Here is a 14,148-nt window from a genome sequence, read left to right on the forward strand (position 1 = left end):
CCGACGCCTGCTCGCCGCTACTGGCTGCCACCGCCGGACATCACGCGACAGCTTGACACCATCTCCCCGCCGACGGGCCCTTCCATGGGCGCGCCGCGGCAGGTCACCGGTCGTCTCCGTCCCCGTCGAGGCCCGTTGTTAAGGATGTGGCATGACGAGACCGGTGGGAGGATCGTCAGCCGGCCAGGGGTCGAACGCCGGCGGTACCTGGAGGTCCGCGCCTGCAAAGGACACATCCGCCCCCTCGAACGCCACGGCATCGAACCGCACGTCAGCGCCATCGAAGACGGCGCTCTCAAACCGGAGACTCCCGCCCCGGAACTTGGCTGCCCAGAACGAGATCCATCCCCCTGCGAAACCTGCTCCGATGAATATTACATGGCTGCCAGCGAATGTAGATCGGCCGAAGAAGACCCGACTGCCGGTGAACGCCGCACTGTCGAAGACCACAAGCCCTTTAGTGAACTCAGCGTCCTGAAACCAGACCTGCCCCCCGGCGAACGCGGCACGGGTGAAGAGCACCTCTGCGCCGCAGAACTTAGCCCCTACAAAGGAAACGTTTGCGCCGCTGAAGCTCGCTTCAGCGAAAGAAACCTCGACCCCGCCGCTGAATTCCGCTCGGTCAAACGACACCCGCCCGCCGGTGAATCTGGCTGCACTTAGGTCGCCGCCGTCGAGGACGGCGCCGGTGAAGTCGAAGTCATGGCCAGACCAGGACGCCGGGTTCTCAACCTCAAGGCGTAGGTGAGCACCGATGAGGCGGATCACCGTGTGGCGTACCTGGCGCTCTTGTCGAGCGGAGAGGACGTCTTGACTGAACTCTCTCGGCAGTACGTAGTCGCCTGAATCCACTCCGTTTGACGGCTGCCATCCTTCGTCCTCAGGAGGGGTATAGGGCATCCGAAGGTAAGCACATAGCACATCAATGCACGTTTGCCGGCCATCTTGCCAGTCGTCTGCTAACCCAGCCATCGCATACACGCCGGCGAGACGTACTGCTGGCTTTTCCGAACCGAGCTGCTCGGAGGCTTTGGCAAACCGCTCGTTAAACAACCGGACACCGTTCCGGTCGGTCTCGATCTTTGCGCGCTCGTCGGCCGCCTGCGAGAGCGCCTTGCTCACTTCCGCGCGGACATCTGCTGTTTGAGCGAGTTTGTGGGCAAGCTCGGCCAGTTTGTTCGTGTGCTCCGCCACGCGCTGCCGCCTATAGGCAACAACCAGGGCCACCACACCGCCTACTCCCGCTACCATAGCGAAGGCGAGCTTAAAAAGCTCGAACAGGGTCCCCGCGGTTACTGCGCCGTCCCGACTGAACGACGGGTAACCCGCGTACCAGAGAGCAGCAACGATTAGCCCGGCGACGGCCAGCACAGCAGCAACGACCGCGACCCCAATTGCCCAGCCGATGTGCCACTGCCTTAGCTCCGGAACGTCAGAGTCGGCAACCGACGCAGGCGAGATCGCCACGGTCGCGGGTGGGAGGGAGGCTTTATCGGTGGGCAGATGGTCCACAGCTCGTATTTGTAGCGCACGGGCACGTCCCCAGGCCTCGATGTGTCAGATCGTGGCCAATAGCCAGGCTGTAAGGCAACGAGATACCTCGTGCAGGCCAGGATGCCGATCCGTCCGATTTGAGATGATCCATCGGCCACCGGAGGTTCCGGGTTTCGCATCCCTGACGGACGGACCCTGGGTGGCAGAGCCTCTACCGAGGTTTGACCATGGCGGCCACGACAACGACGAGGATAACGAGGGCCAGGATCAGCCAGCCGACATTGATCGCCAAGTCGATCACCATATGGCGGGTGCCGGGGATGATCAGGAGGACGACGAGGACGACCAGGAGCCCGCGCAGCGGCGAGGGCTTCTTCTTCCCCGCTTCGCTCATCCGGCACCTCCCGAGACATGGAGCTCGTTTACTGTGCGGCACCATATCGACTGCCCTCGACCGCAGTGGGCCTGGGTCTAGCGGCCATAGCCCGTGGCGGTTTAGCAGCGTGGTGAGGGTGCTTTCCCCAAGCGCGATGCGGCCCCAGGTCGTCAGCAGCATGACTGTCGACAGCAACGCCACCAGACGACAGGCCACTGACGAGCCTTAGCGGCGACGGAAATCCGAGAGGACATCTGTTGCCGGACATGCACGGACAGGGAGCAGAGAACCTGTAGGTGAGGCGTCAGGCAGCGAAGCAGCGAGAAGGCAGCACGAACGTCGGCAGGGGTCGACCCTTAACGCGAACCGCCGGCGTCCGGCACCTGCTTGCCGACGCGGCCCGCCACCAGCTACTACCGGCTGACAGCTTGAGGCCGCATCCCCCCGACGGGGGTCGTCCCTTTGCGTCCGCAGTGAGATCAGGGCGCGTACCCGGGGCCGGCGACCGCCTCGGCGATGCGGGTGAGCCAGTGCAGATCGTTGGCCCGGGACTCCGTACTGGCCTCCGGATCGAGGATGCTGCCCAGAAACGCCGCGACGTCGTCGAGGTGCCGCTCGCTGCGGTAGTAACGCAGCAGGACCGGGTCCGGCTCCAGCGGTCCGTAGCCCTCGCGGAAGAGTTCGGCCCGGCGCCCGTTGATCGGGTGGTCGCCGAAGTCGGCGCTGTAGACGAACATCAGATCCCGCTCGCGCGGCGCGAGGATCGGCGCGTCCCAGTCCACGACGTGCAGCGGCCCGTCGCCGTCGGCGATCAGGTTGCCCGGATGGATGTCCGCGTGGCAGATGACGTGCTGCCCTGGCGCCACGCGCGACGCCAGGTCGTCGACGGTCTCCGCCAACCGGTGCAGCGCGGCGCCGTGCCGCGCCCAGAAGGCGCCCAGAACCTCGCTCGTCGCGGCCTGCCCGCCGAGGGTGCGCAACCGCTCGGCCGCGCTCGACCGGTACGTCTCGGCCGGCAGGACGGCGGCGACCTCTGCGCTCGGCGTGACCCGGTGCAGCCGGCCCAGGAACTCGCCGTACTCGATCCACTGGCGGTCGGTGAGGCCGCGCCCCCACAGGCTGCCGCCGTCGTGGAACGGGTAGAGCAGTAGCCGATAGTCCCCGAACCCGCGCCCGGCGCCATCGTCGGGACGGTCCAGCGGCGCGACCACCTGCCGAAGGCCCTGCGCCCGGAGTAAGCCGGGCAGCAGGACGGCGGCCGGCGTGAAGTCACCCCGCCGCACCTTCAGGAAGTAGCGCCCGCCGTCGGACGTCTCCACCCGGTACGCCCACGCCTGCCCGTCGAGTCCGACCGGCATGAACACCAGGTCGACGACGTCCACCGGCCAGGCGGCGGCGACCTCGGCCGCCAGCGTCCGCTCGTCGATGTCCGGCTTGTCGATCACCCGGCGGAGCGTCGCAGCCGCCGGTCGGGCCCGGCAAGGGAGTTACCGGATCACCGCGCGCAGCGTCCGCCGGTCCGGCTCGAAGCACACCAGGCCTCGGCCCCGCTCGTCGGTCACGACCCACGGATGACCGACGTACGTCTGCTCCCGGTAGGACTGCCCGGGGCGCAGAACCGCGTACTGCTGTCGACGGCCGTCGTAGTTGATCCAGTGGACCACGACTGTCGACTCCCGGGCGTTGACGAAGTCGATGAAGGTCGACGGACCACCGCCGTGCGAGCGCAGCCGCGACTCGCGTGAGGCCGGCAGCGGGGCCAGCTCCCCGGGCCCGACCATCGGCGGCTTCGGCCGGGGAGGCGTGGGCTTCGACGAGGTCGGCCGGCTGCCCGGGGTGGGGCGGCGGGTCGGTGCGGCGGTGCGGCTGGGCGCCACGGCACGGCTGGAGAACGACACCGACGGCGGCGCGTAGGACTCGGCGGGCGTCTCCGTCACCGACCCCGCCCTCGTCGGGGACGCCAGGATCGCCTGGCCTTCGAGCGGCGGCGGGAGGTCGGGGCGACGGGGTGTGGCGAAGACGCTGACGATGCTCGCCAGCACCACGACCACGAGTCCGATGGCGACGGCGGTGAGCAGTGTCGGCGACGGATCGCGGAGCCAGATCTCGTTGCCGGCCGTGGGGGCGGACCGTGAGTGGGGTCGTACCGAGGGGGGCGTGAGGGGGTGCGGTGAATCGGTCATGGCCTCGACTCCGCAAGCCGGTGCCGTTCATCGAGCGGCGAGGGGCCCCGATTATCCGTTATTGATCGTCCCCGTCGTCAATGGCCGGCGGGCCACTCGTTGTCTCCGTCTCCGGCGCATAGCAGATCAACCGGTCCACCGAGGTCTGTCCACAACGCCCTCCGTTGTCCACAGGGCACCGATCTCGCCTCCTCCGGCCGGGCAGGCTGCACCCCGGCACGTCCGAGTTCGACTGATGGAGGCCGCCATGCCGCCCCGTACCCCGCTCCCGCCGTACCGTCGCCTGCCCCTGCTCGTCACCTCCGACGGCGACCTTCTCGACGAGCTGTTGCGACTCGCGGCGGCTGGCGGCACCGAGGTCGAGCTGGCGGCCGACCCGGCCGCCGCCCGGGCCCGCTGGGCGCCGGCGCCGCTGGTGCTCATCGGCGCCGACCAGGCGGCGGCCTGCCTGCGGGCGCGCCTGCCCCGCCGCGCCCGCACGGTCCTGGTCGGTCGCTCCGGAGAGCTCGATCCGGGTACGGAGTTGGCCGAACTCGTCGGCGCGGAGCACGTCGCGACGTTGCCGGCGGCCGAGCCCTGGCTGGTCGACCGGTTCGCCGAGTGCGTGGCCGGTCCGGCGGGCCCGGGTCAGGGCCGGGTGGTGGCCGTCCTCGGCGGCCGGGGCGGCGCCGGAGCCAGCGTGCTGGCAGGTGGGCTCGCCGTCAGCGCGGCCCGGTCCCGGCTCCGCACGCTGCTCGTCGACGCCGACCCGCTCGGCGGTGGTCTCGACCTGGTGCTCGGCTGGGAGCAGCTCGACGGGTTGCGCTGGCCCGAGCTGGCCGGCACGGACGGGCGGGTCGACCCGCCGTCGCTGATCCGTGCGCTGCCCAGCCGGGGTGACCTGGTGGTGCTCTCCTGGGACCGGGGCGACCTGCGGCACCTGCCGGCCGAGGCGATGGCCGCCACCGTCGACGCCGGCCGACGGGGGCGGGACCTGGTCGTGCTCGACCTGCCCCGGCACCTCGACGACGCGGCGGTGATCGCGCTCCAGGCCGCCGACCGGGCTCTGCTCGTCGTACCGGCCGAGCTGCGGGCGGCAGCCGCCGCGGCCCGGGTCGCCGCCGTCGCCGCGCCGCACTGCGTCGACCTGTCGGTCGTCGTGCGCGGTCCAGCGCCCGGACGGCTGCGCGCGGCCGAGGTGTCCCGGGCGCTGGGGCTGCCGCTCGCCGGCACGCTGCGACCCGAGCCCGGGCTGTGCCGTGGGCTGGAGCGGGGCGAGGCGCCGGGCGCGAGCGGGAAGGGGCCGCTCGCCGTGCTGTGCCAGCGGCTCGTGGACGAGATGGTCGGGCCGTCCGCAGCGGGTGCGGCGTGACCGCGCTCGCCGACCAGGGGGAACTGGCCGCGCGGGTCCGGCACCGGTTCGCCGCCGAGGCCACCCCGGTCACGCCCGCGGCGATCGTCTCCGCGGTACGCGCCGAACCGGCGACGGCGGTGCTCGGCGACACCACGCTGCTGCGGATCGCCGACCGGGTGCACGACGACCTGGTCGGCGCCGGTCCACTGGCACCGCTGCTCGCCGACCCGCAGGTCACCGACGTACTGGTGAACGGGGTGCGGGTCTGGGTCGACAGGGGACGGGGCCTTCAGCAGGTCGCCGTGCCGTTGGGCACGCTCGACGACGTACGCCGGTTGGCGCAGCGCCTCACCTCGGCGGCCGGTCGGCGGCTCGACGACGCCTCCCCGTACGCCGACGCGCGCCTGCCCGACGGCACCCGCCTGCACGCGGTGCTGCCTCCGGTGGCGACCGACGGGCCCTACCTGTCGCTTCGTACCTTCCGGCAGCGGCCGTTCACCCTTGACGAACTCGTCGAGCGGGGCACGGTGCCCCGGCCGGTCGCGCCACTGCTCGCCGCGCTCGTGGCGGCCCGCCTCGCGTACCTGGTCAGCGGCGGCACCGGATCCGGCAAGACGACGCTGCTGAACACGCTGCTCGGGCTGGTGCCCGGCACCGAGCGGATCGTGCTGGTGGAGGACGCCGCCGAGCTGCGTCCGGTGCACCCGCACGTGATCGGCCTGCAGGCGCGGACGGCGAACGTGGAGGGCGCCGGTGCCGTCGGGCTCGGTGACCTGGTCCGGCAGGCGCTGCGGATGCGGCCGGACCGGCTGGTGGTGGGCGAGTGCCGGGGCGCCGAGGTGGTCGACCTGCTGGCCGCGTTGAACACCGGCCACGACGGCGGGGCGGGGACGCTGCACGCGAACGCGCCGGCCGACGTTCCGGCCCGGCTGGAGGCGCTGGGGATGCTCGGCGGCCTGCCCCGGCTCGCGCTGCACGCCCAGGTCGCTGCCGCGTTGCAGGTCGTTCTGCAGCTCCGCCGCACCGGCGAGGGACGCGTCCTGGACTCCATCGGCCTGCTGCTGCCCGACGGGCCCGACCGGGTGGTGAGAGTGGTGCCGGCCTGGGTGCGAGGCAGAGGTCTCGGTCCGGCGGCGCGGGCGCTCGCCGACCTGGTGCGCGAGCGGGGAACGCCGGTGCCGCCGATGCTCCAGGCGGCGTGGCCCACCCCGGCGGAACCGTCGTGACCGGCCACCTCTGGCTTGCGGTGCTGCTCCTGGCCGCCGCGGCGGTGGCTGTCGCCTGGCCGGTGCGGGCCGGTCGCGCCCGGCGGCTGGCGGTCCTGGGCGAGGCGGGCACCCCGGCCGAGCGGGCGAAGGGCGCGCGTGCAGCACCGCCGGACCCGCCACGTCGGCCGCTCGACTCCGGGCCGAAGGCGTTCCCCCGTCCGCCCGGCCGGGGCCGGGATCGGCGTCGCCCCGGGCATCAGATACGGCGGTGGACCGAGCTCGTGCCGGTTCCGGTGCCACCCTCTGCGGCATCGTCTCCTGCTCCGGCGCTCTCCGCCGGACGTGTGCTGCCGGTGGCGGCGCTGTGTGGCGCCGTGGCCGGGGCGCTGCTCGGTGGCCCGGTGGCAGCCGTGGTGCTCGCCGCCTATGGGGTGCTCGGGGCCCGGGCGGTGCTGCGCCGGCGTACCCACCGGACGGCCGCCCTCGCGCACCGCCGCGATCTCGACCGGCTCGCCGCCGTCGCCGCCGACCTGCGGGCCGGGCTACCCGCCGACGGCAGTGTCGACGACGGCCCGGGACGCGTCGCGCGGCTGGCCCGAGCCGCCGGAAGGCTGGCTGACCGGACCGGCGCGCCGCTGGCCGATCTGCTGGAACGGATCGAGGCGGACGCCCGCGCCGCCGACCGGGGACTTGCCGCTGCCGCCGCCCAGGCCGCAGGGGCGCGGGCGACCGCCTGGCTGCTCGCCGCGTTGCCGCTCGGCGGGATCGGGCTCGGCTACGGCATCGGGGTGGATCCGGTGGCGGTGCTCCTGCACACGCCGGTGGGTGCGGGTAGCGCGGTGGCGGCGGTCGTGTTGCAGGTCGGCGGTTTGCTCTGGGCCGAGCGGCTCGGCGTCACGCCCGGGCGGGCCGCCTGATGTCGCGCCAGGTGCTGGCCGCCGTCTGCCTCGGCGGCGCCGCGTCGTTCCTGGTCGTCGCCGGTCCGGTCGTCCGCCCGGTACGGCGGCTGCGCCGGCTCGCCCCGGCACCGCCGCCGACTCGCCCGGCGTGGTGGCCGGATCGGGTACGCCTCGGCGCAGCGCTGGCCGGGGTAGCCGTGGCCGTGGTCGTCGGCGGGGTGACGGGCGTGGTCCTCGGGCTGCTGGCCGGTGTCGTCGCCGACCGTCTGCTGCGCCGGATCGAGCCGCGCGCTGCCCGGGAACGGCGACTGCGGGAGACCGCCGACCTGCCGCTGGCCGCTGACCTGCTGGCCGCCGCGCTGCGGGCGGGCGCGCCGGTCGACCGCTCGGTGCTGGCCGTCGCGGAGGCGCTCGGCGGGCCACTCGCGGACCGGCTCGGCCGGGTGGGCCGGACGGTCCGGCTCGGTGGCGGCCCCGGCGAGGCGTGGGCGCACCTGGACGGCGTCGCCGGTGCCGAACCCGTGGTCGCGGCGGCCGTCCGCTCGTCGAACAGCGGCGCCGCCCTGGCCCGCGCGCTGACCCGGCTGGCCGACGAACTGCGTGCCGAACGGTCGACCGCGGCCGAGGCGGCGGCCCGTCGCGCGGGTGTGCTCATCGTGCTGCCGCTCGGGCTGTGCTTCCTGCCCGCCTTCATTCTCGCCGGTCTGGTGCCGGTGATCGTCGCCGTTCTCGGCGACGTGCTGTGAACCATCGAGAAGGGACGTACGACATGCGCAAGCTCCTCACCCGCCTGCGAGGTGACGCGGGTATGAACACCGCCGAGTACGCGGTGGGCACTCTCGCGGCGGTCGCCTTCGCTGGGATCCTGCTGAAGGTGCTGACCTCCGGCAACGTGCAGTCCGCGCTGACCGCCGTCATCGACCGGGCCCTGAAGTGATCGGGCGCCGGCGGGCCGGCCGTGGTGGCCGGTCGGCCCACCCGCTCGACGTGCCGACCGAGCCCGCCCGGGACACCGTCGGCCGCCGGGCCGGGGCGCTGTGGCGCCGGTGGCGCTCGCGGATCGCGTGCGAGCGGGTTCGTTCACCGCCGAGTTGGCGGCCGGCCTGCCGGCGCTCATGCTGCTCCTCGTCGCCGGGCTGACCGCGGTGAACGCGGTGGGTACCCGGGTCGCGTGCGTCGACGCGGCCCGGGAGGCGGCTCTCGCCGCGGCCCGGGGCGAGTCCGGCACGGTCGCCGGAACCCGCTACGCCCCGGGCGGCGCCGAAGTGGCCGTGACGGTGGCCGGTGATCGGGTCACCGCGGCGGTCCGGGCACCGGTCCGGACGTTCGGCACGCGGCTGCCCCGACTGGTCGTGTCGGCGGAGGCGGTGGCCGCCGTGGAACCCGGCGCGCCGGGCCCGGTGCCGTGAGTCCCAGCAGTGCCGGGGCCGACTCCTCGTTCCGCCGGCTCGCCGTGGAAGGGCCAGCCGACACGAGCAGGCTCAGAACGAGCAGGCTCAGAACGAGCGGGCCCGGGACGACCACATCCCGGGTGGACGGGACCGTGGGGAGCGGAGAGCGCGGGGAGCCCGTTGGTAGGGCGCCCTCGGCCGACCGGGGCGGGGCCACGGTCTGCCTGCTCGCGATCGGACTGGTGTTCGTGCTGGTCGGGGTGTTCGGCGCCGCGGTCGGGGCGGCGCGGTGCGCGCGGCATCAGGCCCGCAGCGCGGCGGACTTCGGTGCGCTGGCCGGTGCCGGTCGGGTACTCGACGGGGCGGACGCCGCCTGCGCTCGCGCGGCCGACCTGGTCTCGGCCAACGGCGGCCGGATGACCGGATGCCGGGCCGACGGACTGGACCTGATCGTCACGGCACGGGTACGCGTCGCGCCGCTGCCGGGACTGACCCGGGACGCCACCGCGACGTCCCGAGCCGGCCCGGCCCGCTCCTGACACGCGAAGACCGTGCCTGAGCCGCGAGCCGGGCCCGGCTCGGCGGGTGAGCCGTCGGGCCAGGTCAGCGGGACTGGAGGGCGTCCAGTCCGACCGACATGGCGATCACCAGCCGACGGTCGATCTGCGGGTGCTGGATCTCCACCGAGTACCGGTCCCGCAGGCCCCACTTCCGGTCGACCGAGAACACCGGCTGGCCGCCGGCCATGAAGTCGAAGTGGTACGGCAGCCAGGAGAGCGAGTCGACGAACCGGCGCAGCAGCGCCACCGGCAGGCTGCGCTCCTGCCCGGTGGCGGGCGGCAGGCCGGGCTGCTCGACGTGCCACGTCGAGCGCAACAGCGACTGGGCGAAGTCCTTGCGGAACAGCCCGATGGGGTTGCCCGCGTGATCGGTCACGTCGTAGGTGGCGCCGAGGTCGAGGCGCTGACGGGCCTTGAAGCCGAGAAGGGGGTACTGCTTGGAGTCATCGGTGTAGATGGTCACCTGCTCCTTGAAGGCGAGCCGCTTCTGCTGCGCGAACGCGAGCAGCCCGCCCTCGGAGCCGTCGGGCGCGACCGAGTGCACCTCGTACTGGTTGACCATCATCCGGAGCCGCTGACGGATGATGAACCGGTGCTGGGCCTGCAGGTTGTCGGGCGACATGGGATCTCCTTCGAGGGGTCGCCGGAGTCTTGCACAGCAGACCGACCACCGCTCACCCGATCGCACCCACACACCCCGACGCCGGCACACCGGGCGAGGCGCAAGGTCAGCGAGGTCAACGACCGCCGTCGACCGTGGCCTTCATCGCCCAGCTGTTCAGCACCTGGTGGATGCCGCGCAGGCGCTCGTTGATCTGCTCCAGCCGTTCCGCCTGGGCGAGCGTGGCCATCGCGGTGCCCAGCGCTATCTGCTGGTCGGGCGTGAGGTTCTCCTGGTCGATGGTGTAGAGCAGCTCGACGGTCTCGGCGATCGTGTCGGCCACGGCGGCACCTCCGGCGGGACGGGTCTCGGGTCACCTGTGCGCTACCGGAAATGATGCATGGAAGCGCTCCCATACATCAATGCCCCGACGGCCCTACCCTCATGCACCCGTCCCACCAACCAGACACCTGGGCACCCGCGGAGCCGCACGGCCCAGCTTGATCGACACCAGTTCGGGGAAGTGGCGGGGTCCAGCACCTGTCGATACCGCAACCTCCCCGAAGTGGCGGCGGGCAGCCCCAATCGGCCTGGTGCGGTCAGGCGGGTGGGGCACCGGCCGCCTGAGCTGGGCGGGCCGCCCGGTCGTCCTGCCGGGGCAACACCTCGCCGCGCTCCGGGCCGCCCGAGTCCGGGCCGGCCACCGCCTCCGGGCCGGCCACCGCCTCCGGGCCGGCCACCGCCTCCGGGCCGGCCACCGCCTCCGGGCCGGCCACCGCCTCCGGGCCGGCCACCGCCGCCTCGCCGCCGGCCGTGGCGAGGTTGGTCAGCACCACGTCGAGGACCTTCACCGCCTCCGCCTTGGCCAGCGGGTTGTTGCCGTTGCCGCACTTCGGGGACTGGACGCAGGACGGGCACCCGGTCTCGCACCCGCACTCGGCGATCGCGTCCCGGGTGGCGCGCAGCCAGGCGGCGGCGGTGGCGTACGCCCGCTCGGCGAAACCCGCGCCGCCGGGGTGACCGTCGTAGACGAAGACGGTGGGCGCCTCGGTGTCCGGGTGCAGCGCGGTGGACAGCCCGCCGATGTCCCACCTGTCGCACGTCGCCATCAGCGGCAACAGACCGATGGCGGCGTGCTCGGCGGCGTGCAGCGCGCCCGGCACGTCCGCCGCCTCGACACCGGCGGCGGTCAGCGACTCGGGGGAGAGCGTGAACCACACCGCCACGGTGCGCAGCTCCCGGGCGGGCAGGTCCAGCGGGCGCGTGTCGATCACCTCGCCGGTGGCGATGCGCCGCCGCTGGTACGACACCACCTGGCTGGTCACGTCCACCTCGCCGAGGAACAGGCCGACCGGGCCGGCGTCCACGTACGAGCGGACCGACACCACGGACAGCGAGGTCACGTCGCGGGCGTGGGTGGACCAGTCCGGCTCCTCGGCGTGCACCAGCGCGCACCCGTCGGCCAGGTCGAGCGAGTCGACCACGTACGAGACGCCCTGGTGCAGGTAGACCGCGCCGGTGTGCAGCAGGAAGTGCGCCGACCCGCCGTCGACGGTGCCGAGCAGCCGTCCGGTGGACTCCTCCACCACGCACACCGGGGCGCCGCCCTCGCCTCGCAGGTCGACCTCGGGGCGTTCCCGGTGCCGCCAGTACCAGCCGGTGGGCCGCTGCCGCAGCGCCCCCGCCTCGACCAGCGAGTCCACCGCCTCCTTCGCGCCCTCACCGAACAGGTCCAGGTCGGCCGGGGTGAGCGGGGACTCGTGGGCGGCGCAGGCGAGTTGCGGCGCGAGCACGTACGGGTTGGCCGGGTCGAGCACCGTCGCCTCGACCGGCCGCCCGAACAGTGCCTCCGGGTGGTGCACCAGGTAGGTGTCGAGCGGGTCGTCCCGCGCCACCAGCACGGCGAGCGCCTCGTCGCCGGAGCGCCCGGCCCGCCCGGCCTGCTGCCACAGCGACGCGCGGGTGCCGGGCCAGCCGCAGATCAGCACCGCGTCCAGCCCGACCAGGTCGACGCCGAGTTCGAGCGCGTTCGTGGAGGCGAGCCCGAGCAGGTCGCCGTGCAGCAGCGCCCGTTCCAGCTCGCGGCGCTCCTCGCGCAGGTAGCCGGCCCGGTAGGCGGCCACCCGGTCGCCCAGCCCGGGCACCGCCTCGTCGAGCGACCGCCGGGCGTTCGCGGCGACCACCTCGGCGCCCCGGCGGGACCGTACGAACGCGAGCGTGCGTACCCCCTCGACCACGCTGTCGGCGAGCAGGTCGGCGGTCTCCCGCAGCGCCGAGCGCCGGACCTGGACGAGGTCGGCGTCGACTGACGAGTCGGTGGGCGGCAGCAGCGGCGGCTCCCAGAGCGCGAACGTCACCCCGCCGCGCGGCGACGTGTCCTCCGTGACGGCGGTGACGGGCAGGCCGGTGAGCCGCCCGGCCGCCGTCGCCGGGTCACCCGAGGTCGCCGAGGCCAGGAGAAACACGGGGGTACGCCCGAAGCGCGCGCACTGCCGCCGCAACCGCCGCAGTACGTGCGCGACGTGTGAGCCGAAGACCCCCCGGTAGGTGTGGCACTCGTCGACCACCACGTACGCGAGCCGGCGCAGGAACCCGGACCAGTGGGCGTGCCCGGGCAGGATGCCGTGGTGCAGCATGTCCGGGTTGGTCAGCACGAACCGGGAGTGCCGGCGGATCCACTCCCGCTCGGCGCGCGGCGTGTCCCCGTCGTAGGTGGCGGGGCGTACCCCGTCGAGTTCGAGACCGGCGACGGCGCGGAGCTGGTCGGCGGCGAGCGCCTTGGTCGGCGCCAGGTAGAGGACCGTGGCGCGCGGGTCGGCGAGCAGCGTGCTCAGCGCGGGAAGCTGGTACGCCAGGGACTTGCCGGACGCCGTGCCGGTGGCGACCACCACGTGCCGGCCCGCGTACGCCAACTCGGCGGCCTCGGCCTGGTGCCGCCACGGGGCGGTGACGCCGCGCCGCGCGAACGCCGCCCGCAGTTCCTCCGGCGCCCAGCCGGGCCACCCGACCGGCTCGCCGGCGCGGGCCGGGACGCGTTCGACGTGGGTGACCGGGTCGGTGCTGTGACGCAGCCGCAACCGGCGCAGCAGCTCGCCCGGCGCACGCCGCGGGCCGGGGCTGTGGTCGGTCACGTCCTGCACTCTCGCACTGGTGTTCGGAATTGGGAACCGCAGGGTGGGGGTATGGGGAGGGCGTGGCCGGTGACCCGAGAGGGCCGCACGGGGGGATGGTTAGATGCCCAGGAGAGTTTACCGAGGAGGGACCGATGGAGCTGTCGCTGGCGACCCGCGCCGTGGGGGAGCACACGGTGCTCGAGGTCGGTGGTGAGGTGGATGTCTACACCGCCCCCCGCCTGCGGGAACGGCTCCTGGAGTTGATCGACGGCGGGGCCCGCCACGTGGTGGTCGACCTCGGCCGGGTGGACTTCCTCGACTCGACCGGGCTCGGTGTGCTCGTCGGCGCGCTCAAGCGGCTGCGCTCGGCCGGTGGCTCGTTCGCGCTGGTCTGCGACAAGGAGCCGCTGCTCAAGATCTTCCGGATCACCGCCCTGGACCAGGTCTTCCCGCTGCATCCGACGGTCGACGCGGCCATCGCCGCCGACTCCACCGGCGCGTGATGGCGACCGTCAAGCTGTCCTTCTCTCCGGCCCCGGTGCACGTGCGCACCGCCCGCCTGGTCGGCGTCGCGGTGGCCCGGCGGGCCGGCGTACGCGAGGACCTGCTGGACGAGGTGCGCCTGGCCATCGGTGAGGCGTGCACCCGGGCGGTGGCGCTGCACCGGCAGTACGGCCTGGCCGACCCGGTGTACGTGGAGATGTCCGACGGTGGCGGCTACACGGTCCGGGTGGTGGACCGGGCCCCGATCGAGGCGGGTCTCGGCCTGGCCGCGCTCGGCCCGGACGAGCTGGCCAAGGAGTCGCTCAGCGAGGACGCGCTCACCACCGGCGTGGGCTTCGCGCTGCTCGCCGGTTTCGTGGAGGACCTCCAGGTCCGCCCGGTCGACGACGGCGTCGGCACCGAGGTACGGATGTCCTGGCCGGCCGGCCGCGCCTGACCGATTCGCACACGCAGGCCGCGTTCCCCGCGAGGGGGCGCGGCCTCGTC

16 protein-coding genes are annotated in these 14,148 nt (G+C 73.4%); 9 read left to right on the forward strand and 7 right to left on the reverse strand.

All coding sequences use genetic code 11. From position 1 onward, the window contains the following. Window positions 1–138 precede the first annotated feature (138 nt). From O7611_RS00110 to O7611_RS00125, 4 genes are all read right to left on the reverse strand, one after another. Window positions 139–1,512, reverse strand: a complete 1,374-nt coding sequence (locus O7611_RS00110; protein ID WP_269695945.1) for a pentapeptide repeat-containing protein — start codon at window positions 1,510–1,512, stop codon at window positions 139–141. Window positions 1,513–1,705: 193 nt separating this feature from the next. Continuing rightward, window positions 1,706–1,888 (reverse strand): hypothetical protein, encoded by a 183-nt coding sequence (locus tag O7611_RS00115; protein ID WP_269695946.1) that lies wholly within the window; start codon window positions 1,886–1,888, stop codon window positions 1,706–1,708. A 461-nt stretch (window positions 1,889–2,349) separates the two neighbouring features. Continuing rightward, complete coding sequence (locus O7611_RS00120; RefSeq protein ID WP_269695947.1) at window positions 2,350–3,315, reverse strand: phosphotransferase enzyme family protein; 966 nt, start codon at window positions 3,313–3,315, stop codon at window positions 2,350–2,352. A 42-nt stretch (window positions 3,316–3,357) separates the two neighbouring features. Then, entirely contained in the window at window positions 3,358–4,053 is a 696-nt protein-coding gene (locus O7611_RS00125; RefSeq protein WP_269695948.1) for a VHL beta domain-containing protein, read from the reverse strand. Between the two features lie 247 nt (window positions 4,054–4,300). Between O7611_RS00125 and ssd the strand changes: the two genes are divergently transcribed. The 7 genes from ssd (at window position 4,301) to O7611_RS00160 (ending at window position 9,423) form a co-directional block, all read left to right on the forward strand. Beyond that, entirely contained in the window at window positions 4,301–5,404 is a 1,104-nt protein-coding gene (gene ssd, locus O7611_RS00130; protein ID WP_194798947.1) for a septum site-determining protein Ssd, read from the forward strand. Next, a complete protein-coding gene (locus O7611_RS00135) occupies window positions 5,401–6,612 on the forward strand; it encodes a TadA family conjugal transfer-associated ATPase (RefSeq protein WP_194798946.1) in 1,212 nt (403 codons plus the stop codon). The genes ssd and O7611_RS00135 overlap by 4 nt, the downstream gene beginning before the upstream one ends. After that, on the forward strand, window positions 6,609–7,511 hold the full coding sequence (locus O7611_RS00140; protein WP_269695950.1) for a hypothetical protein: 903 nt from the start codon (window positions 6,609–6,611) through the stop codon (window positions 7,509–7,511). The genes O7611_RS00135 and O7611_RS00140 overlap by 4 nt, the downstream gene beginning before the upstream one ends. Beyond that, entirely contained in the window at window positions 7,511–8,239 is a 729-nt protein-coding gene (locus tag O7611_RS00145) for a type II secretion system F family protein (RefSeq protein ID WP_269695951.1), read from the forward strand. The genes O7611_RS00140 and O7611_RS00145 overlap by 1 nt, the downstream gene beginning before the upstream one ends. Window positions 8,240–8,262: 23 nt before the next feature. After that, on the forward strand, window positions 8,263–8,430 hold the full coding sequence (locus tag O7611_RS00150) for a DUF4244 domain-containing protein (protein WP_013283643.1): 168 nt from the start codon (window positions 8,263–8,265) through the stop codon (window positions 8,428–8,430). 178 nt (window positions 8,431–8,608) lie between these two features. Continuing rightward, window positions 8,609–8,902, forward strand: coding sequence for a TadE family type IV pilus minor pilin (locus O7611_RS00155; RefSeq protein WP_269698032.1), 294 nt, complete (start codon window positions 8,609–8,611; stop codon window positions 8,900–8,902). Window positions 8,903–9,036: 134 nt separating this feature from the next. Then, complete coding sequence (locus O7611_RS00160; protein ID WP_194798943.1) at window positions 9,037–9,423, forward strand: Rv3654c family TadE-like protein; 387 nt, start codon at window positions 9,037–9,039, stop codon at window positions 9,421–9,423. Window positions 9,424–9,487: 64 nt separating this feature from the next. Here the strand turns inward: O7611_RS00160 and O7611_RS00165 are convergent, their stop codons facing one another. From O7611_RS00165 to O7611_RS00175, 3 genes are all read right to left on the reverse strand, one after another. Beyond that, entirely contained in the window at window positions 9,488–10,066 is a 579-nt protein-coding gene (locus O7611_RS00165) for a hypothetical protein (RefSeq protein ID WP_194798942.1), read from the reverse strand. Window positions 10,067–10,181: 115 nt separating this feature from the next. Beyond that, window positions 10,182–10,388, reverse strand: a complete 207-nt coding sequence (locus O7611_RS00170) for a hypothetical protein (RefSeq protein WP_013283647.1) — start codon at window positions 10,386–10,388, stop codon at window positions 10,182–10,184. A gap of 256 nt (window positions 10,389–10,644) precedes the next feature. After that, window positions 10,645–13,218, reverse strand: coding sequence for a DEAD/DEAH box helicase (locus O7611_RS00175; protein ID WP_442929382.1), 2,574 nt, complete (start codon window positions 13,216–13,218; stop codon window positions 10,645–10,647). A 92-nt stretch (window positions 13,219–13,310) separates the two neighbouring features. Between O7611_RS00175 and O7611_RS00180 the strand changes: the two genes are divergently transcribed. Then, a complete protein-coding gene (locus O7611_RS00180; protein ID WP_013283649.1) occupies window positions 13,311–13,661 on the forward strand; it encodes an STAS domain-containing protein in 351 nt (116 codons plus the stop codon). Next, window positions 13,661–14,098, forward strand: a complete 438-nt coding sequence (locus tag O7611_RS00185) for an ATP-binding protein (RefSeq protein WP_013283650.1) — start codon at window positions 13,661–13,663, stop codon at window positions 14,096–14,098. Before O7611_RS00180 ends, O7611_RS00185 begins: the two co-directional genes overlap by 1 nt. Window positions 14,099–14,148 lie beyond the last annotated feature (50 nt).

This window comes from Micromonospora sp. WMMC273, assembly GCF_027460285.1.
In the GTDB taxonomy this organism is placed as follows: Bacteria; Actinomycetota; Actinomycetes; order Mycobacteriales; family Micromonosporaceae; genus Micromonospora; species Micromonospora aurantiaca.

Coding starts and splice junctions, on each gene's coding strand:
- O7611_RS00115 (WP_269695946.1), bottom strand. CDS start 1,888: ATGAGCGAAGCGGGGAAGAAGAAGCCCTCGCCGCTGCGCGGGCTCCTG.
- O7611_RS00125 (WP_269695948.1), bottom strand. CDS start 4,053: ATGACCGATTCACCGCACCCCCTCACGCCCCCCTCGGTACGACCCCAC.
- ssd (WP_194798947.1), top strand. CDS start 4,301: ATGCCGCCCCGTACCCCGCTCCCGCCGTACCGTCGCCTGCCCCTGCTC.
- O7611_RS00145 (WP_269695951.1), top strand. CDS start 7,511: ATGTCGCGCCAGGTGCTGGCCGCCGTCTGCCTCGGCGGCGCCGCGTCG.
- O7611_RS00150 (WP_013283643.1), top strand. CDS start 8,263: ATGCGCAAGCTCCTCACCCGCCTGCGAGGTGACGCGGGTATGAACACC.
- O7611_RS00155 (WP_269698032.1), top strand. CDS start 8,609: ATGCTGCTCCTCGTCGCCGGGCTGACCGCGGTGAACGCGGTGGGTACC.
- O7611_RS00165 (WP_194798942.1), bottom strand. CDS start 10,066: ATGTCGCCCGACAACCTGCAGGCCCAGCACCGGTTCATCATCCGTCAG.
- O7611_RS00180 (WP_013283649.1), top strand. CDS start 13,311: ATGGAGCTGTCGCTGGCGACCCGCGCCGTGGGGGAGCACACGGTGCTC.
- O7611_RS00185 (WP_013283650.1), top strand. CDS start 13,661: ATGGCGACCGTCAAGCTGTCCTTCTCTCCGGCCCCGGTGCACGTGCGC.